At 35.4% G+C, this 19,545-nt stretch carries 14 protein-coding genes; 8 read left to right on the top strand and 6 right to left on the bottom strand.

From position 1 onward, the window contains the following. Window positions 1-19: 19 nt before the first annotated feature. A complete protein-coding gene (locus ACFSQS_RS04190) occupies window positions 20-1,036 on the top strand; it encodes a threonine aldolase family protein (RefSeq protein ID WP_388014559.1) in 1,017 nt (338 codons plus the stop codon). A 29-nt stretch (window positions 1,037-1,065) separates the two neighbouring features. Here the strand turns inward: ACFSQS_RS04190 and ACFSQS_RS04185 are convergent, their stop codons facing one another. Continuing rightward, window positions 1,066-1,389: a YbaB/EbfC family nucleoid-associated protein gene (locus ACFSQS_RS04185; protein WP_388015115.1), complete on the bottom strand. Its 324-nt coding sequence runs from the start codon at window positions 1,387-1,389 to the stop codon at window positions 1,066-1,068. 216 nt (window positions 1,390-1,605) lie between these two features. On the opposite strand from ACFSQS_RS04185, the gene ACFSQS_RS04180 reads away from it, so the two are divergent. From ACFSQS_RS04180 to ACFSQS_RS04170, 3 genes are all read left to right on the top strand, one after another. Then, the gene (locus tag ACFSQS_RS04180; protein WP_388014557.1) at window positions 1,606-3,666 is read left to right on the top strand and encodes a S9 family peptidase; all 2,061 of its coding nucleotides are present in this window, start codon (window positions 1,606-1,608) and stop codon (window positions 3,664-3,666) included. A 78-nt stretch (window positions 3,667-3,744) separates the two neighbouring features. Then, entirely contained in the window at window positions 3,745-4,797 is a 1,053-nt protein-coding gene (locus ACFSQS_RS04175; RefSeq protein WP_388014554.1) for a PLP-dependent cysteine synthase family protein, read from the top strand. A 163-nt stretch (window positions 4,798-4,960) separates the two neighbouring features. Continuing rightward, on the top strand, window positions 4,961-6,220 hold the full coding sequence (locus ACFSQS_RS04170) for an aminotransferase class I/II-fold pyridoxal phosphate-dependent enzyme (protein ID WP_388014551.1): 1,260 nt from the start codon (window positions 4,961-4,963) through the stop codon (window positions 6,218-6,220). A 129-nt stretch (window positions 6,221-6,349) separates the two neighbouring features. Here the strand turns inward: ACFSQS_RS04170 and ACFSQS_RS04165 are convergent, their stop codons facing one another. Continuing rightward, window positions 6,350-7,471 (bottom strand): GNAT family N-acetyltransferase, encoded by a 1,122-nt coding sequence (locus tag ACFSQS_RS04165; RefSeq protein WP_388014548.1) that lies wholly within the window; start codon window positions 7,469-7,471, stop codon window positions 6,350-6,352. 33 nt (window positions 7,472-7,504) lie between these two features. Beyond that, window positions 7,505-8,554 carry a transporter gene (locus ACFSQS_RS04160; RefSeq protein ID WP_388014545.1) on the bottom strand — a complete coding sequence of 350 codons (1,050 nt, stop codon included), beginning with the start codon at window positions 8,552-8,554 and terminating at the stop codon, window positions 7,505-7,507. 166 nt (window positions 8,555-8,720) lie between these two features. On the opposite strand from ACFSQS_RS04160, the gene ACFSQS_RS04155 reads away from it, so the two are divergent. The 4 genes from ACFSQS_RS04155 to ACFSQS_RS04140 all read left to right on the top strand — a co-directional run bounded on the left by ACFSQS_RS04155 (window position 8,721) and on the right by ACFSQS_RS04140 (window position 14,361). Next, window positions 8,721-8,984 (top strand): DUF4834 family protein, encoded by a 264-nt coding sequence (locus tag ACFSQS_RS04155; RefSeq protein WP_388014542.1) that lies wholly within the window; start codon window positions 8,721-8,723, stop codon window positions 8,982-8,984. A 122-nt stretch (window positions 8,985-9,106) separates the two neighbouring features. Continuing rightward, a complete protein-coding gene (locus tag ACFSQS_RS04150; protein ID WP_388014539.1) occupies window positions 9,107-11,542 on the top strand; it encodes a YfhO family protein in 2,436 nt (811 codons plus the stop codon). Between the two features lie 81 nt (window positions 11,543-11,623). After that, window positions 11,624-12,904, top strand: coding sequence for a glycosyltransferase (locus ACFSQS_RS04145; RefSeq protein ID WP_388014536.1), 1,281 nt, complete (start codon window positions 11,624-11,626; stop codon window positions 12,902-12,904). Continuing rightward, window positions 12,904-14,361, top strand: coding sequence for an oligosaccharide flippase family protein (locus ACFSQS_RS04140; protein ID WP_388014533.1), 1,458 nt, complete (start codon window positions 12,904-12,906; stop codon window positions 14,359-14,361). Before ACFSQS_RS04145 ends, ACFSQS_RS04140 begins: the two co-directional genes overlap by 1 nt. 266 nt (window positions 14,362-14,627) lie before the next feature. Here ACFSQS_RS04140 and ACFSQS_RS04135 read toward each other — a convergent pair whose 3' ends face one another. The 3 genes from ACFSQS_RS04135 to ACFSQS_RS04125 all read right to left on the bottom strand — a co-directional run bounded on the left by ACFSQS_RS04135 (window position 14,628) and on the right by ACFSQS_RS04125 (window position 19,315). After that, window positions 14,628-15,872, bottom strand: a complete 1,245-nt coding sequence (locus ACFSQS_RS04135) for a hypothetical protein (RefSeq protein WP_388014530.1) — start codon at window positions 15,870-15,872, stop codon at window positions 14,628-14,630. 217 nt (window positions 15,873-16,089) lie between these two features. Continuing rightward, window positions 16,090-16,752 (bottom strand): ABC transporter ATP-binding protein, encoded by a 663-nt coding sequence (locus ACFSQS_RS04130; protein ID WP_388014527.1) that lies wholly within the window; start codon window positions 16,750-16,752, stop codon window positions 16,090-16,092. Window positions 16,753-16,816: 64 nt separating this feature from the next. After that, on the bottom strand, window positions 16,817-19,315 hold the full coding sequence (locus ACFSQS_RS04125) for a DUF5916 domain-containing protein (RefSeq protein ID WP_388014524.1): 2,499 nt from the start codon (window positions 19,313-19,315) through the stop codon (window positions 16,817-16,819). Between the last annotated feature and the right edge of the window lie 230 nt (window positions 19,316-19,545).

The following is a 19,545-nucleotide window of genomic DNA, read 5'->3' as shown; positions in this document are numbered from 1 at the left end:
ATACACAAATTGATTTTAAATGATTATAGACCTAAGAAGCGACACCGTTACAAAACCAACAAAAGGTATGTTAAATGCCATGGTGCAAGCCCAAGTTGGCGACGATGTATTTAGAGAAGACCCAACCATAAACGCATTAGAAAAGCGTATTGCAACTATGTTTGGAAAAGAACAAGCCTTGTTTTTTCCAAGCGGAACCATGGCCAACCAAACCGCTTTAAAACTGCTTACCAACCCAGGAGATCAAGTAATTTGCGATAAATATGCCCATATTTATAATTACGAATCTGGCGGGGCATCGTTTAATAGCGGTGTGTCTTGTAATTTAATTGATGGCAAAAGAGGTATGTTTCAAGCTTCGCAGGTATTAAATGCCATAAACCCAGATGCTTATTATTACAGTAAAACCAGTTTGGTAGAAATTGAAAATACAACCAATAAAGGCGGTGGCGCGTGTTGGGATTTTAACGAGATTTTAAAAATTAGAAAAATTTGCGATGATAATAAGCTCGGATTTCATTTAGACGGTGCACGTTTATGGAACGCTTTAGTAGCTAAAAATGAAACCCCAAAGCAATACGGCGAGGTGTTCGATACTATTTCGGTGTGCTTAAGTAAAGGTTTGGGGTGTCCTATGGGTTCTATTTTAATTGGCGACGAAGCTATAATGCGCAACGCCCTAAGAATTAGAAAAATATTTGGAGGCAATATGCGACAAGTGGGTTATTTAGCTGCTGCCGGATTGTATGCTTTAGATAATAATATTGAAAGACTAAAAGAAGACCATAAAAAAGCAAAAGAAATAGGCGAGGAGCTAAGTAAATTATTAATGGTTAAAATTGTTGAACCTATTGAAACCAACATTGTTATTTTTGAATTGAATGATGGTATAAACGAAACAGAATTTGTTCAAAAACTAGCCGACAAAAACATCAAAATTATTGGTATGGGCGGAGGCAAATTGCGCATGGTTACGCATTTGGATTATACCGATGCGATGCACAATAAATTTTTAGAAATCTTGAAAAGTATTTAGTCTAAAAGTGTAGCGCTATATTGTCTAATTTACTTAAACATATCCATCCCCGGAATATTCGGCATACCTTCTTTGGCAACGGCAGCTAATTCGGCTTCATTAACATTTGTAGCTTTTTCAATGGCTTTATTTAAGGTTAAAACCAAATAATCTTCAAGCTGCTCTTTATCTTCAAGCAATTCATCGGCAATATCAATAGATTTAATCGTTCGGTTTGCCGTTAGTGTTATGCCCAACAATCCGTCGCTGCTCTTTTCGTCTATTAAAACCGTATCCAAGCGTTTTTTTGTTTCTTCAACTTTTTTCTGGGTTTCTTTAAGTTTTCCCATCATATTCATCATATCTCCAAACATAATTTTAAATTTTGTTTTACCGTACAAAGCTATTTAATTTTTCTATTTTTCTTCTGTAAAATTAATTTTTGTATTTGAAAAAACACAAATTTAATTTCACTTCATTAACCAGTATGTTAGTTCATGATTTTTTTCATTTAGTTTTTTTGTCAATTTCTAAATGAAAAAAAATCATGTACTTTTGAGGCCTTAATTCAAGAATAAATACAGCTTCATTTGAAAAATACAATTCAGCCACCAATAGCTAAAAAAATACCGCAAGCATTACAGGTTCATAACGATACCAGAATCGATAATTATTATTGGTTGAACGATAAGGAAAACCCCGAAACCATAGCCTATTTAAATGCAGAAAACACTTATACAAAACAGATGATGCAGCATACGGAAGGTTTTCAAAAGGATTTATTTGAAGAAATGAAGGCGCGCATTAAAGAAGACGATACCAGCGTACCTTACAAGCTTAATGGCTATTGGTACATTACGCGTTTTAAAAAAGGTAGCGATTACCCCATTTACGCCAGAAAAAAGGAAAGTTTAGAAGCCGAAGAGGAAATTTTATTCGATTGCAACCAAATGGCCAAGGATTTTGCCTATTTTAACCTGGGCAGCATTGCCATTAGCCCAAATAATAAATTGGCAGCGTTTTCAACCGATACGGTAAGCAGGCGCCAATACAGCATTCAAATTAAAAATTTGGAAACGGGCGAAGTTTACACCGATAAAATTTTAAACACCACTGGAAGCGTTACTTGGGCAAACGACAACAAAACCTTGTTTTATGCTATGAAAGATGAGGTTACGCTGCGTTCGCACAAAATTTTAAAACACAAATTGCATACCGATATCAAGGCAGATGTTGAGGTTTTTAATGAAACCGACGCCACCTTTAACACTTTTGTTTACAAATCTAAATCCAGAAAATATATTATTATCGGATCCTCGAGCACATTAAGCTCAGAATACCGTATCTTGAATGCCGATACGCCCGATGGGGAATTTAAGGTTTTTCAGAAAAGAAAACCAGATTTAGAATATAGTATTGCCCATTACAACGATTCTTTTTACATTATCTCGAACATTGATAACGCAACCAATTTCAAACTATCAAAAACCTACGAGAACAGTACAGAAACCAAATTTTGGAAAGATGTATTGCACTACCGAAAACATGTTTTAATTGAAGATATTGAGATTTTTAAAGATTTTTTAGTGGTTAACGAACGCGAAAACGGACTCAATAAACTGCGTATTATTAAATGGGACGGAACAGAGGATTATTATCTGCCCTTTAATTCTGAAACTTACACCACTTACATAGGTACCAACCCAGATTTTAATAGCGATACGCTGCGCTACGGTTATAGTGCATTAACAACTCCAAACTCAATTATCGATTATAACCTAAAAACCAAACAAAGCGAAATAAAAAAAGAACAAGCCGTTTTAGGGGGCAGTTTCAATAAAGAAAATTACGAATCTAAACGCCTTTGGGCCACCGCGAGAGATGGTGTAAAAGTACCAATTTCGTTGGTTTACAGAAAAGGAATTAAGTTAAACGGCACAAACCCATTATTGCAATATGCCTATGGTTCCTATGGTTCAACAATTGATCCTTCGTTTTCAACCATTCGATTAAGTTTATTGGATCGCGGATTTATCTATGCCATTACTCACATTCGCGGTGGCGAATATTTAGGAAGAGACTGGTACGAAAACGGAAAACTATTATCCAAAAAAAATACGTTTACAGATTTTATCGATTGTTCTAAATATCTAATTGAACAGAAATACACATCAAACACACATTTGTACGCCTATGGCGGATCTGCCGGTGGCTTGCTAATAGGAGCCGTTATTAACATGAATCCGGAGTTGTACAAAGGCGTTTTGGCGGCAGTACCTTTTGTAGATGTGGTAACTACCATGCTAGACGATAACATTCCGTTAACCACAGGAGAGTACGATGAGTGGGGAAACCCTAATGAGAAAGCCTATTACAATTACATGAAATCTTACTCACCTTACGATAATGTTCAAGCAAAACAATACCCAAATATGCTGGTTACAACAGGCTTGCACGATTCGCAAGTGCAATATTGGGAACCCGCAAAATGGGTGGCAAAATTAAGGGAATTTAAAAAAGACAGCAATATATTATTATTGCATACCGATATGGATTCTGGACATGGCGGTGCTTCAGGGCGGTTTGAAAGTTTAAAGGAAGTCGCTTTGGAATATGCTTTTATATTAGATTTAGAAGGAATTAGCGCATAATAAAAAAAATGCTTACTTTTGCCAAGTTTTAAGTTACAAAAAAATTAGTACAATTAAAGTAGCTTCTAAAAAGCATTTATGAAACATAACAACCAAGTTTTTGATAATGTATTAGACTTAATAGGCAACACGCCTCTTATTAAGCTTAATAAAATAACTTCAAAATTTAAAGGTAACTTTTTCGCAAAGGTAGAGGCCTTTAATCCAGGGCATTCTTCAAAAGACAGAATAGCTTTGTACATTATAGAAGAAGCAGAACGCAAAGGCATCCTTAAACCAGGCGATACCATTATAGAGACTACCTCTGGCAACACAGGTTTTAGTTTGGCCATGGTTAGTATTATTAAAGGCTACGAGTGTGTTTTGGCGGTAAGCTCAAAATCTTCCGCAGATAAGATAGACATGCTAAAAACCATGGGTGCAAAGGTTTATGTTTGTCCGGCGCACGTTAGCGCAGACGATCCCAGGTCTTATTATGAAGTTGCCAAGCGTTTGCACGAAGAAAACAAAGGTTCGGTTTATATCAACCAATATTTTAACGAATTGAATTTAGATGCACATTACCATTCAACCGGTCCGGAAATCTGGAACCAAACCGAAGGTAAAATCACGCATTTGGTGGCTTGCAGCGGAACAGGAGGCACCATTTCTGGAACCGCAAAATATCTAAAAGAACAATCCCAGCGCTTCGGGACCAATATTAAAGTTATAGGGGTTGATGCTTTTGGTTCTGTGCTAAAAAAATATCATGAAACCAGGGAATTCGACGAAAAAGAAATATACCCTTACCGAATAGAAGGTTTAGGCAAAAACCTAATACCTACCGCTACAGATTTTGATACAATTGACGAATTTATAAAGGTAACAGACGAAGAAAGCGCACACACCGCCAGATTAATAGCAAAAACCGAAGGTTTATTTGTTGGCTACACCTCTGGAGCGGTAATGCAAGCGGTTGCTCAACTAAGCGAAATGGGTGAATTTAAGGCAACTGATAATGTTGTGGTTATATTCCCAGACCACGGATCGCGATACATGAGCAAAGTTTACAGCGATAAATGGATGAACGAACAAGGCTTTTTTGATAGTGTTAATCAGGAAACCGAAAAAACGGTACAATACATAAAATAAAAAAGACCACATAAATAACTTTAAAAAGAGAGCTTTGTTTTAAATTAAGGCTCTTTTTTTGTTTATTGAATAATTGAACACCAAAAATTATGTTCAAACCATATAAATATTTAATTTTGCAGCAACAAACTTAAGAATTAATAGCATTAAGATATTTAAATAGATGAAGGATTTATTCGAAAAAATTTATAGGGATAAAGGGCCATTGGGCAAATGGGCATCTCAAGCCGAAGGGTATTTTGTGTTCCCCAAATTAGAAGGAGAGATTTCCAATCGTATGAAGTTCCAAGGAAAAGATGTTATTACCTGGAGCATTAACGATTATTTGGGTTTGGCAAACCACCCCGAAGTTCGTAAAGTTGATGCGCAAGCAGCCGCCGATTATGGTTCGGCTTACCCCATGGGCGCAAGAATGATGTCCGGACATACAGATTTGCACGAAAAACTTCAAAATGAATTGGCAGCATTCGTTAATAAAGAAGCCGCTTACCTTTTAAATTTTGGCTATCAAGGTATGGTATCTACCATAGATGCCCTAGTTTCAAAAGACGATATTATAGTTTACGATGTAGATGCGCACGCCTGCATTATAGACGGTGTAAGATTGCACCATGGCAAACGCTTTACCTACAAGCACAACGATGTTGAGAGCTTAGAGAAAAACTTAGTACGGGCCACCAAAATGGCTGAGCAAACCGGAGGCGGAATTTTAGTTATCTCTGAAGGTGTTTTTGGGATGCGAGGCGAACAAGGCCGTTTAAAAGAAATAGTAGCACTTAAAAAGAAATTCAATTTCAGGTTTTTTGTTGACGATGCCCACGGATTTGGAACCTTAGGTAAAACAGGTGCCGGAGCAGGAGAAGAACAAGGCGTTCAAGACGATATTGATGTGTATTTTGCAACATTCGCCAAATCCATGGCAAGTACAGGTGCTTTTATTGCGGCCGACCAAGAAATTATAGATTACTTAAAATATAATTTACGCTCGCAAATGTTTGCAAAATCGTTGCAAATGCAATTGGTTGTTGGGGCATTAAAACGTTTGGAAATGCTTAAAACAATGCCCGAACTAAAACAAAACCTCTGGACTATTGTTGATGCCCTGCAATCTGGATTAAAACAGCGCGGATTCGATATTGGCACAACGCAAAGCTGTGTTACCCCAGTATATTTAAAAGGCAGTATCCCAGAAGCTATGGCATTGGTTAGGGATTTACGCGAAAACTACGGCATATTCTGTTCTATAGTAGTTTATCCTGTAATTCCTAAAGGATTAATTTTGCTAAGAATGATTCCTACGGCAACACATACATTAAAAGATGTTGAAGAAACTTTAGATGCTTTTGATGCCATAAGGGACCGTTTGGAAAATGGAACTTACAAACGCTTATCGGCAGCTGTAATGGCAGCCATGGGCGAGTAGTTAAAACATAAAAAAACAATCAAAAAAAATCCGATTCGTTAATGAGTCGGATTTTTTTGTGTTTTGCAACCTATAGCCTTTCTGTTCTTGCGCTTAAAGGTTTTGGTGCCGCATGCGTTGCAGCCTGTTTTATAAAATGTCTTTTCTAAACGTGCAGCGCCTTTTATGGGTTACAGGTTTAAAGTTTTTCCAAATTTTATGTATGGCTTCGTTGTCGTCTAGTTCAGGGCCTCTAATGCAGAGTTCTATACCTTTTTTAGAGAATGTCTTGTAAAATTCATTAAAAATAATAGCGGTAATGCCTTTGTTTTGGTATTCGGGTAAAACACCAATTAAATAAAAAGTTACGGTTTTGGCGTGTTTTTTGGCGTGCAACAAATGTTTTATTCCAAACGGAAACAACTTGCCTTTCATTTTTTGCAAAGCTTCGGCATAAGATGGGGTTACAATTCCAAATCCAACAAGCTTATTATCTTCGTCCATTACGAATTTTACATATTCCGGATTTAAAAACCCAATAAACTTCTTTTTAAAATAGGCTTTTTGCTCGTTGTTTATTTCTACAAAAGAAGAGAGTGTTGCGTGCGATTTCGAGAAAACCTCAAACATCTCATCGGTATAAGGCATAATATCTTTGTTCTTTGTAAAATTCAAGGCCTTTAATTTATAGCGTCTTTTGATTAAATCTTGAATTTTTGAGAAATGTTCTGGACGTATGTTTTTAAACTCCATTTTATTCTCAGAATAGGTTTTGGCAACTGTATATTCTAGTTTTTCAAAATGTGTTGCGTAATAAGGGTGGTTGTGCCATGTAATCATGCTGCCTATTTGGTCGAAACCATGGGTAAGTACACCAACCTTATCTAAATTGGAAAACCCAACGGGGCCTTCAATAAATTCTAAATTATTGGCTTTTCCTATTGCATGGACTTTTTCTAACAAGGCTTTGGTAACATTAACATCGTCAATAACATCAAACCAGCCAAACCGCATTTTTTTTTGGTGCTGTTTATTTACTTCAATCCAATTGATAATGCAGGCAATTCTGCCTACAATCTCATTGTTTTTGTAGGCTAAAAAAAAGCGAGCCTCGGCATCGTTAAAAGCGGGGTTTACTTTTTTGTCTAGTGTTTTTAGCTCTTCCGAAATAATAGGAGGTACCCAATATTTCGAGTTTTTGTAAAGTTTAAAGGGGAACTTCACAAAGGCTTTTAGGCCTTTTTTGGTGGTTACTTCTTTAAGTTCAATCATATTTAAATAATCGATTTTAACTTGTTTTAGTTATCAAAAATCGCTGTCTTTTCTTTTTTGTTTTTTCTTTGGTTCTAGGGTGTTTTTGTTTTTTGTTTTTTTGGCACTTCTGGTTTTTCTTCTCAGTTCTTCTTTTGCAGAATTACTGTTATCGATTTCTTTATCTTTATGAAAATCCAATCGATACGAGGCTCCAAAATTAACACTAAAAACCGATGGTGTGTCTTTGGTGTTAAAGGTAATTGCGGTGTCCAACTGAAAATCTTTCCCCCATAAATAAGCACCACCAAATCTAAACAAATTATCGGCATAAAAATCGCTTTTAATGCCTTGGGTTTCACCAAATATCACCCAATTTGGGCTAAAGGAATGTGTTAAAGTTAATATGTATTGAAATTCAGAAGCTTTAAGTTCTTCTCCATTTATGGTTATCGGATTTCCATTTTCATCTTCTATTTTCATAAATGGTCGATTAAAGATTAAGTTTGTAACTAAAACCCAACCGCCTACAAAATTATTTTGTGTTGCTACCATCGCTTTGGGGCTAAAGCCTTCAATTCCCGGTGCTGTGTACGGGTTGTTTTTAGTATCGTAGTTGGTACCTAAATAAACTGAAACAGCAGGAATTAACGATTTCCACTTAAAGCGGTTGTTCGCTTTCCAACTGTATAAATTTGGTTTGTCTTCTTCAGCGTTTTTGTAAGGATCATAAACCAAATATTTTGCACCAACACTTAAAAACTTAAAGTTTGAACGCGCATCTTCAGCAGCCAAATTAGAGGTATATGTTTTGGTATCGTTTTGGTATGTGCCTTCAACATTTAACTCTAATTCTTCCCAAAGCAAGCCGTATCGTGCTGCAAAATCAACACCAAAACCAGAAACCTCAAAAGCAGTTGCTGGTGTTCTTTTTTCTTTTAAAACATAGGGGCCAACTTCAAATTGCGCTACGTTTGTTCCTACAGAAAACGCGCTTCGGGAAACCCCGGGTCTGTTGGAATTTATAACATCGGTGTATTGGCCAAAAGCTTGTATGGTTAGCAAGCTTAGCAGTAAAATTAGGGTAGATTTGATTGGGCTCATAGCAAATATTTTAGAAAAAAACTATAATTTAAATAAACGAAATACGCTCTTTATGTTTTTTATAGGATGCTCAAATATAGATATTTTATACTTTTTTTATCATTTTTGAACGTTTTTTAAATGTTTAGAATTGTATTTTTGCATAAAATATTAAATATAGTTTATAATGGGTTTATTAAGAACCATACTTATTATTGTGTTGGTGTATTATGGTTTAAAAGTGCTTGCAAGAATATTTGCGCCTTTTTTAATAAAATACGCTGCTAAAAAAGCTGAAAAACGTTTTGGTGGGCAATTTGGGCAATTTAACGGCCATCAAAACCAAGAAAAACCAAAGCGCGAGGGCGAAGTTACTATCGATAAAATGCCAAACACGAAAACTTCAAATAAAAAGGTGGGCGATTATGTTGATTTTGAAGAAATTGAATAAACATCTTTGTTGCATATTTAAAATAGACCTAAATCTTAAAGCTATTTTTTTGATTCTTTTTGTTTAAGCATATCTCGAAAATAATAGTTAATTTCACAACCATTGTTTTTTAACATATATTCATGCCGTTTTCTTTTAAAAAAATACTCCCGCACTTATTCGTTTTAATTGGTTTTGTAATACTTTCTTTGGCTTATTTTAGTCCGGTTTTAAAGGGGAAACAGATATTGCAAAGCGATATTGTACAGTATATTGGCATGAGCAAACAGCAAAAAGAGTTTCGTGCCGAAACTGGCGAAGAAACCTATTGGACAAACAGTGCGTTTAGCGGTATGCCCACCTATCAATTAGGCGCAAAATACCCACATAATTATATTAAAAAGTTAGATTTAACCCTACGGTTTTTACCACGACCAGCCGACTATTTATTTCTTTATTTGTTGGGTTTTTATGTGCTTTTGCTGGTTTTAAAAGTCGATTTTAAACTTGCGGCAATTGGAGCCATTGCTTTTGGGTTTTCAACGTATTTAATAATAATCCTGGGTGTTGGGCACAATAGCAAAGCGCATGCCATTGCTTACATGCCCCTAGTTTTAAGTGGCATTCTGCTCACATTCCAACGAAAATATATTGCAGGTTTTTTGCTTACCGTGGTGGCTATGGGTTTAGAGATTGTGGCAAACCATTTCCAGATGACCTATTATTTAATGCTATTGGTTATCGTATTGGGAATCGCTTATTTAATCGATGCTTATAAAAAGAAGATTTTGCCGCATTATTTTAAATCTGTTGGTATTTTATTCGCTGCAGTTTTTTTATCGATTGCTTTAAATGCGACCGGAATTTTAGCCACAAAAGAATATGTAAAAGAAAGCACTCGAGGCAAAAGCGAATTAACTATAAACCCTGATGGTTCGCCAAAAGAAGTTACTTCGGGTTTAGACAGAGATTATATTACCCAGTTTAGCTACGGTATTTTAGAAACCTTCAACCTTTACATTCCGCGTTTTATGGGTGGCGGAAACGGGGAGAACCTCGGTAAAGACTCGGCAACTTACGAGGCTTTTAGAAAATTAGGCGCATCGCCAAGTCAAGCTTTACAAGAATCTAAACGTGCGCCCATGTATTGGGGCGATCAACCCATTGTTGAAGCTCCTGCTTATATAGGAGCTGTAGTGTTGTTTTTATTTGTATTTGCCCTGTTTTTGGTAAAAGGGCGTTTAAAATGGTGGCTTGTTGGCGGAACAGTATTGTCGTTAATATTGTCTTACGGAAAGAATCAACCTTTTACATTTATAACAGACTTTTTTATTGATTATGTGCCGCTTTACAACAAGTTTAGAGCCGTAAGTTCCATTCAAGTTATTTTAGAATTGTGTATTCCAGTTTTAGCAATTTTCGGATTGGTAAGATTGTTTAATGATTTTGAAAAGAGAGAAGAGAAATTAAAAGCTTTAAAATTTACGGCGATAATAACCGGAGGCATAGCTATTTTGTTTTTGCTGCTTAAATCTTCGTTTGATTTTGCTGGCGTAAACGATGGGTTTTATCGTCAAAATTACGGGCAAGCTTTTATTGATGCTATTAAAGCAGACAGGAAATCTATTTTTACCCAAGATACTATTAGAACCCTTGTTTTGGTATTGCTTTCAGCAGGCTTGATTTGGGCGTTTTTAAAAGAAAAGCTAAAAGAAAAATGGGTCATGTTGGCTTTTGCAGCACTTATTCTTTTTGATTTAGTTGGCGTTAACAGGCGCTATGTAAATAACGATAATTTTGTATCTGCAATGCAGGTTAATCAGCCTTTTACAAAAAATGCAGCCGATAAAGAGATATTAAAAGATACCACACATTTTAGGGTGTTCGATTTGGTTTCGGGTCAATCAAAACCATCGTATTACCACAATTCTTTAAGTGGTTATCACGCTGCGGGGTTAAAACGCTACAGAGAGGTTTATGATTGGTACATCACGCAAAACAACATTAATGTGCTTAATATGTTTAACACCAAATATATTGTTGTGCAAAACGACAGTGGAAATCCTGTGCCTTATACCAACAAAGATGCCAACGGAAATGCGTGGTTTGTGAAAACGTTAGAACGTGTTAATTCTGCAAATGAAGAAATCAAAGCATTGGATAGTTTGGATAACAAGAATAAAGCAATTTATACTTATGTTAACAAGCCGAAACAATTGTTAAAAGAAAGTAGAGCATATAGTTCGTTTGATGTTGATTCTCTAGCTTCAATTAAATTGATAACACATCGTCCCAATTATCTAAAATACAAGTCAAACAATTCAAATGATGGATTTGCGGTGTTTTCTGAAGTGTATTACGGCAACGGTTGGAAAACGTTTGTTAATGGAAAAGAAGCAGCGCACACACGCGTAAATTATACGCTACGCGGTATGGAAATACCTGCAGGCCAGCATGTAATCGAGTTTAAATTCGAACCCGATGTGGTAAAAACAGGAAGCAAAATTGCATTGGCAAGTTCTATATTTTTCGGAATATTGCTTTTGGCTGGTTTGTTTTATAAATTTAAAAAGAAATAGTTTGTTATTCCCTCAAAGGAAGGAATCCAATATTAATCCAGTTTCAATTTTAAATATGCCTTGCTACTAGCGAATATACAAATGGCAAAAAAAAAAGCACTTATAATAACCTATTATTGGCCGCCAGCGGGAGGCCCAGGTGTGCAACGCTGGTTAAAGTTTGTTAAATATTTGCCAGAATTTAATGTTGAACCCATTGTTTACATTCCAGAAAACCCTAATTATCCTTTGGTAGATGATAGTTTAATTGATGAAGTTTCAGAAGGTTTAACCATTATAAAACAACCTATTAAAGAACCTTATAAACTAGCTAAGTTGTTCTCTGAAAAATCATCTAAAACTATTAGTAAAGGCATTATTTCAGAAGAAAAAAAGCAAAGTTTTATTGAAAAAATGATGCTTTATATCCGTGGCAACTTTTTTATTCCAGATGCCAGAAAAAGTTGGGTAAAACCTTCAGTAACTTATCTTTCAAATTATATTCTAGAAAATAATATAGATACCATTATTACAACGGGGCCACCGCACAGTTTGCATTTAATCGGTTTAAGGTTAAAAGAAAAACTAGAGGTAAAGTGGTTGGCAGATTTTAGAGATCCGTGGACTACCATTGGCTATCATAAACAGCTTAAACTGACGAAAAAATCTCAGGAAAAGCACAAATTACTCGAAAAGCAGGTTTTAAATACAGCCAACCAAATTATTGTAACCAGCGCTGTAACAAAAAACGAGTTTAAAAACATCACCACAAAACCTATTGAAGTTATTACAAATGGTTACGATTACGAATTGGTTGGCAAAGTAGCATTGGATGCTAAATTTACCATGGCACATATTGGGTCCTTGTTATCAAAACGAAACCCGGAAATACTGTGGCAGGTTATAAGTGATTTGATTAAAACGGACAGTGAATTTTCCAAAGACTTTCAACTTAATTTTGTTGGAGCCGTTAGCGAAGATGTGCTTCATTCAATTAAAAAAAATGGTTTAAGTGATTATGTAAATAATGTGGGTTATATTTCACATAATGAGTCTATTAAATATCAAAAAAAATCACAAATATTGTTATTGATTGAAATCGATTCAGAAGACACTAAATGCATTATTCCTGGGAAACTGTTTGAATATATGGTTTCCAACCGGCCTATTTTAGCTTTGGGCCCAAAAGGTTCGGATGTCGAAAAAATCATAAAAGAAACCAACACCGGTAACTACTTTTATTACAATAATTACGAGTCGTTAAAAACCACTATATTAACACACTATAAAGCATATAAAAAAAACACATTGCAGTCGCATGCCATTGGTTTGCAAAAGTATAGTAGAAAATCGTTAACCGCATTTTTATCTAAATTAATATAATGGGCATTGTTGCTACACAATCATTTAAAAACATTATATCCACGTATTTGGGTTTTTTTATTGGCGCGATAAATACCTTGTTTCTTTACACCAAGTTTTTAAGCGACGAGTACTACGGAATGGTGGGCTATATGCTGTCTTTGGCCTATGTAATAATGCCGTTAATGGCCTTTGGCGTACACAATACTTTAGTAAAATTTTATTCCTCATTTAAAACACGTGTGTCTTTAAACAGTTTTTTAACGCTCATGTTGTTTTTGCCATTGTTGATTATTTTTACGCTCTCCATCATTATGCATTTTAGTTATGAGATGATAGGTGGATTTTTATCGACTGAAAACCCCATAATAAAAAACTATTTGTGGCACACCTTGTTTATAGCTATAGCTTTAGCGTATTTCGAGGTGTTTTTTGCCTGGACCAAAGTGCACATGCAAACCGTGTTTGGTAATTTTATGAAAGAAGTATTCCATCGTGTAGGTACTATGGTTTTGTTGTTTTGTTTGTATTTTGAAGTGGTAGATGTTGAGCAATTTATGCTAGGTTTGGTTGTTGTTTATGTGTTAAGGATGGTAATTATGAAGTTTTACGCATTTAGCATTAAACCTCCTGTTATAAGCTTTAAAAAAGTCTCTAATTTAAGTGCTGTTTTAAAATATTCGTTTTTAATAATTATTGCGGCCTCTATAGCTACGATTCTGTTGGATATAGATAAGGTTATGCTGGGGCATTATATACCAATTGAGCAAATTGCCTATTATAACGTGGCTATTTTTATTGCTACTGTTATTGCTGTACCCCTACGCTCAATGCATCAAATATTATTGCCCTTATCTGCTAAATATTTAAACGAAAAAGATTTTGATGCGCTTAAAGATCTGTACAAACGCAGTTCGCTAAACCTGTTTATAGTAAGTGGGTTTATTTTTTTGCTTATTGTGCTTAATATTAATCAGTTATATAATATTATTCCTGAAGAGTTTAACGGCGGGCTTTTTGTGGTTTTTTTAATTAGCGTTGCTAAATTGTACGATGCCTTGTTAGGTAGCAACAATGCTATTTTGTTTAATAGCGATTATTACAGAATCGTGCTTTTTTTGGGTGTAATTCTGGTAATTTTAATGGTTTTGCTAAATATGGTTTTTATCCCGCTATACGGCATTAATGGTGCTGCATTAGCCACCTTTTTGGCTATATTTTTATACAACTCGATTAAGTTGTTTTTTGTTTTCAGAAAGTTTAAAATGTTGCCCTTTAGTGCCAATACATTTAAAATAGGCCTGTGTATTGTTTTAGGTGTTTTGTTGTTTTATTTCTGGGATTTTTCTTTTCATCCAATACTAAATATCATACTAAAATCGGCACTTGTTAGTATTGTCTATGGGCTTGTTATTTATTTCTTTAAGTTTTCAGAAAATATTACGGAAATTATTGACAGGGTTTTAAAGCGTAAATAAGTCATTTAATCATTGTGAAGCTTGCTTAATTATCTAAAGATGCGTCATTCTGAATTTATTTCAGAATCCCATCTATCATTATGAGAACCTAAAACAGGTTCGGGTTGTCATAAATTTTACTTTTTTGAAAGCCCCTAGTTTAGCTATCAATATTTCATGCATTGTTTCACATTTTTTAAACAATGAGTTTCACTAAAAAGAAAACCCCACGAATTTGCTTTGAGGCAAACGTATCGTGGGGCTTTCCAACTAACCAACCAAAATTGTTAGGATCGTCTTCTTGAAGTCGATCTTGTATTTTTATTACTAGAAGCACTTCTGCTTTGTGTTGCTCTTTGTTTATTTTGTGTTGACCTAGAAACGGTTCTTTGCGTTGTTCTAGGTTTACTTTTTCTAGTTACCGTGCGTTGTGTGCGTTGCACGGTTCTAGGTTTGTTAAGCGTTGTTCTTGTTGCAACGCGTTGTGTGTTTCTAGTTGTTTTCTCTCTTTTATTATATGTACGTGTATTTACGTTATTTGGTTTTCTGGTAACAGAAGTATTTCTATTTCTAGTTACGGTTCTCGTATTGTTTACATTTGGTCTTGTAGTTCTGGTAACGCTTTCCCTTGTTCTTTTATTATCATTTGTGCGTGTATTGGCTCTAGTTGTGTTTGTTCTAGCATTATCACGTCTTGTCGATGTTCTGCTATTAACGTTTTCAGAATTTGCTCTAGTATTTCTGTTTACGGTCGAAATATTTGTTCGTCTTGCCAAATTTACTTGGGCCACATCTCGTCTAGAATTGGCACGTTTGTTAATTTGTGTTTTATTTCTGGTGCTTCGGTTTACGGTTGCATAGCTTCGGTTTCTGTAAATTTTATGTCCGCGTCTAGTGGCAATTGCAGTTCTGGGTCTGTAATTGTTGTAAAACGGTCTGTTATAAGTGTAACGAATGGGTTTATAATACTTTCTGTATGGTCTGTTGTACACTACACAGTAATCGTAAGCCGGAACACTATAATATCTGTGCCAAGGTCTGTACACATAATGTCTGTTGTAAATATTAATAAAACCAGTAAAATGCGAGTAACGGTTGTAACGGTTGTAGTGCACATATAAACCACCAACGCGCGAAATGTGCCCATAGTTGTTGTAGCGAATATTTACATTTCCAACCTGACTTACGCGCCCGTAATAATCATAATAAATAGGTGTGTTTTCTATTTGAATAATCGCACCATATTCATCGTATTGCACGTAAGCGTTGTAGTTGTAACCCGAATTAAAGCTAATACTTACGTTTGGCGAACCAATAGATACACCTAACCGTGAGTTGCCTCTTAAAATATTAAAATCGAATTGTCCGTCGCGGAACACAGAAAACTCAATACCGTCTTCTACAAAAATGAAAGAATTGCCGTAACCTCCATAATAAGTTGCACCTATTTTTGCTGTGGCATTGGTAGTGGCTGCGGTAGCAGTAAACCCTGTTAAGACTAACCCTGCTAATAAGAATATAAATTTTTTCATAATTGTATGTTTTACTTGTGTTACGTTTATTTAGTTACAAACAACGTGCCAAAAAACCAAAAAACGCTGTAAGTAATTATAAGTCAGTAAAATAAGTGTTTTGTGTTTTTAAATAGAGCAACCTGTTTTGTTAAAAAACACAATTGCTTAATAGCCTTTTATGGCTTTTGTAGCTTAGTTTAATATTAAAATGCCCAACGGTTTAAAAACTTTGTAATTAATTTACAATTTTACCATCAACCATAGTTAGTTTTCTGTCGGCTAAATTAGCAAGTTCTTCGTTGTGGGTAACAATTACAAAGGTTTGCCCAAACTCTTCGCGAAGTTTAAAAAAGAGGCTGTGCAGGGTTTCGGCAGATTCGCTGTCCAGGTTTCCGGAAGGCTCGTCGGCAAAGATTAAATCGGGGTTGTTTATTAAAGCCCTGGCCACGGCAACACGCTGTTGTTCGCCACCAGACAATTGGTTGGGTTTATGCTTGTAACGATGCGATAAACCTAAAAAATCTAAAAGTTCTTTGGCGCGTTTTTCGGCATCTGTTTTTTTAGTACCTTTAATAAATGCTGGTAAACACACGTTTTCCAGAGCGGTAAATTCTGGTAATAATTGGTGGAATTGAAAGATAAAACCAATATGCTCGTTTCTAAACTTAGCTAAAGCTTTATCGTTTAGCGTATTAATATTGGTGTTGTTTATTGAAATGCTAAAATTTTCTTTAGCAGAAGCTCGATCTAAAGTGCCCAAGAGTTGCAATAATGTGGTTTTTCCTGCACCCGAGGCTCCGACAATAGAAACAATTTCTCCTTTTTTTACATGAATTTCTACACCTTTAAGTACGTGTAAATCGTTGTAGTATTTATGAACATTATGTGCTTTAATCATAGAAATTAATTAGGGAATGAAAATACTGCTTTATAGATTTATAAGCAACGATTAGCGGTTACTTTTATTTTTTAAAAAGGGTTTTAAGATTTGAATAATCGATAAAATATTGAAGCCTTAACGAGAATACGTGCTGTATGGGTTGATTGAACAAGGTGTTTAAGCTATTAAAATAACTGTCTTTTGATGCATTATCAGAATTAAAAAGTGAATTGCGGTATAAAGCCGTAAGTTGGCTGCCCGGGGCAAATTGCCACGAGTAGCGCAAATCTAAATTCCAAGTATTAAAATTTATGTTTGGGCTGTCCTCAATACTATCTACATTATAGCCGTTATTTGCAGAAACTGTGCCGTTGTTTTCAAGAATAAACAATTGATAATCATAATTTACGGTACTCCAAAAGTTTCTAAAATTAAAGTTTATGGCATGTAACGGATTAAAATTATAGCTCACGTAGAGTCCGTTTTCAACCGAAACCACATCGCGTTCACCAAAAACAATGTCATCATTTATATTATCAACAAAACCACGGCTTCCTTTGTTGTTTTGGTATTCAAACTCGTAAGTTATTTTTAACTTATCGTTGAATCTAATTGTGGGCTCCAGTTCTAGCTCGTAGCCAAACAAATCCCTGGTGCTGTCAAACAAGGTAAACAAATTTAAATTGGTTTCAATGGAAAAAGTTTTATTTGGGTTGGTTTCTAGCCAAACACCTGTAGATCCAAAATTTTTGTAAATAAAGAAACGTTTGTTTTCAAAATCTCGAGGCTCAAAATAGTCGTATTGTTTCCCGGGCTGTATATTAATTCTTGCGCCAAACCACATGAGTTTTTTGTTTTGTGCGCTTACGCGCATACCAAAGTTGGTGCCTGTAAATGTACTTGGTTTGTATAAGCGACGGTAATTTGCCCAAGTGTTTGCCCTAAATGCATTTAATCTTTTAGTCGGCTCGAAAATTTGGTACAAGGCATCGAAGCCAAAATTGTTAAAGTTGTTTCTTAGGTTTAAACCCAGGTCGTTTATATCGTATTTTTCATCTGCAAACTCATGGTCTATACTATAGCGTAACTTGCCATGTGTTTTTCCGGCTCTAAAAAACGAACTTAAACCGCTGCTTATGCCAGTAGATAAATTTACGTTACTCATTTTTACTTCACCACGAATATTATAAGTATTTCTTTTGTTTGAAACATCGGCCAGCAGACCCGTAGCGTTGGCATCTCTAAAATTGCCGTCTCTGGTAACATTGGTGTTTATAAAGCTTACTGATGAGTTTTTATTGAATTGCTGGTCCAGCACCAAAATGTTGTAATTGGCAAGGGGTTCGGTAACTTTATTTCTGTAGGTAATAATGCTGTCGGTTATGGCTTGGGTATTTTGGTCGCGAATATATTTTGTTGTTTTTATTTTAGCTCGAGTTTTTTGGGTTATGGCATTAAAAAAACCAAGGCCCAAACCCTTTTTGGTGCGCCCCGAAACCTTAACGGCGTTTAATGTTTTAACTATGTTTGGGTTATCTATAATTTCTTCATTAATATTGTTGTTGCTTATTAGCTCGTCCTCAATATTGTCTTGTTCTACGGGCGAATTACCAACTCGTCTTGAAAAAAACAAATTACCTTTATTAAACAAATCTACACCTTCTTTAAAAAACTGGCGTTGTTCGCTAAAGGTTTGCTCGAAAGGGCCAAGGTTTAATCTTACATTATCAAAAGCAGCTTGACTAAAATCGGGGATTAAAGTGGCATCTAAGGTAAAGTTTTCGGTAATGCCGTATTTTACATCTAAACCCATTTTTAAATCGGTTTCGTGTTCGCCATCAAAATAAGTCGATATACCTGAAACAAACGGATATAAACTTAAGCGAGTAGGTGGCTCAATGTTTTTTATGCCTGTTAATTCGCCGTGATATAAACCAATATTCCCTTTGGTTCTGTCAATGGGGTTCCATGAATATTGCGAGTTATCTATTCTATAACGTCTATGGAATTGTATGCCCCAGGTTTGCACATCATCGTTAGAAAACCGAAGGGCTCTATAGGGTATTTTCATTTCAACAATCCAACCATCGTCAACAATTTTAACGGCACTGTCCCAAACGGCATTCCATCCAAAATCTTCGCCGCCATCAATACTTGGCGATGCAATGGCATCGGCTTGGGTGCCAGAGCTAAACACAAAAAACTCGGTATCGTTTTGGGCATCGTTGTTGGGGTTTAGTACCACTCCAAAAAAATCTGATTGCCCAAAATTATCACGACTTGTAAACTGCTTTTGTATATCTTCTGGTTTGTCCTTTAGGTATGCTCCAACATAAATGGCATTATCATCAAAAGTTATTTTAACAGTAGTTTTTTGGTGTGCTTTTTCAGCAATACCCATTTCTGGTCTAAATTGTGTAAAACCCTTTGCCTCGTCTGCATTTTTCCATGCTTTATCATTTAGCACTCCATCAATTTTTGGAGCTTTTTCAGTCCTTAAAACATGCAAGGTTTTTTTATCCTGGGCTTGGGTTAAAAAAAAGCATAGTAGAATGGAGCATAACGTGGTTTGTTGCCGCATTAAGGTTGTTTTTGTTGTTTTTGGCCGATGGTTAAAAGACAATATTAATAAAAAAATGTTACACTTTTAACAAATGTAGTTTTGTTGAAACTGCATTAATCTTAACTAAACGTTAAAAAGCCAAACGAATTGTTAATGTTTTTTTCTAAATTTTAATATGAAGATAATGTCTAATTTTTTTTGAGTATTTTTATTGGGATAAGAATTTTTGAAGCTTTGTTTACAAGTTT

It is taken from the genome of Gelatiniphilus marinus, from assembly GCF_042684345.1.
GTDB classification, from domain to species: Bacteria; Bacteroidota; Bacteroidia; order Flavobacteriales; family Flavobacteriaceae; genus Gelatiniphilus; species Gelatiniphilus marinus.
This window is presented reverse-complemented; position numbering and strand designations above follow the sequence as displayed.

Coding starts and splice junctions, on each gene's coding strand:
- ACFSQS_RS04190 (WP_388014559.1), top strand. CDS start 20: ATGATTATAGACCTAAGAAGCGACACCGTTACAAAACCAACAAAAGGT.
- ACFSQS_RS04185 (WP_388015115.1), bottom strand. CDS start 1,389: ATGTTTGGAGATATGATGAATATGATGGGAAAACTTAAAGAAACCCAG.
- ACFSQS_RS04175 (WP_388014554.1), top strand. CDS start 3,745: ATGAAACATAACAACCAAGTTTTTGATAATGTATTAGACTTAATAGGC.
- ACFSQS_RS04170 (WP_388014551.1), top strand. CDS start 4,961: ATGAAGGATTTATTCGAAAAAATTTATAGGGATAAAGGGCCATTGGGC.
- ACFSQS_RS04165 (WP_388014548.1), bottom strand. CDS start 7,471: ATGATTGAACTTAAAGAAGTAACCACCAAAAAAGGCCTAAAAGCCTTT.
- ACFSQS_RS04160 (WP_388014545.1), bottom strand. CDS start 8,554: ATGAGCCCAATCAAATCTACCCTAATTTTACTGCTAAGCTTGCTAACC.
- ACFSQS_RS04155 (WP_388014542.1), top strand. CDS start 8,721: ATGGGTTTATTAAGAACCATACTTATTATTGTGTTGGTGTATTATGGT.
- ACFSQS_RS04150 (WP_388014539.1), top strand. CDS start 9,107: ATGCCGTTTTCTTTTAAAAAAATACTCCCGCACTTATTCGTTTTAATT.
- ACFSQS_RS04145 (WP_388014536.1), top strand. CDS start 11,624: ATGGCAAAAAAAAAAGCACTTATAATAACCTATTATTGGCCGCCAGCG.
- ACFSQS_RS04140 (WP_388014533.1), top strand. CDS start 12,904: ATGGGCATTGTTGCTACACAATCATTTAAAAACATTATATCCACGTAT.
- ACFSQS_RS04135 (WP_388014530.1), bottom strand. CDS start 15,872: ATGAAAAAATTTATATTCTTATTAGCAGGGTTAGTCTTAACAGGGTTT.
- ACFSQS_RS04130 (WP_388014527.1), bottom strand. CDS start 16,752: ATGATTAAAGCACATAATGTTCATAAATACTACAACGATTTACACGTA.
- ACFSQS_RS04125 (WP_388014524.1), bottom strand. CDS start 19,315: ATGCGGCAACAAACCACGTTATGCTCCATTCTACTATGCTTTTTTTTA.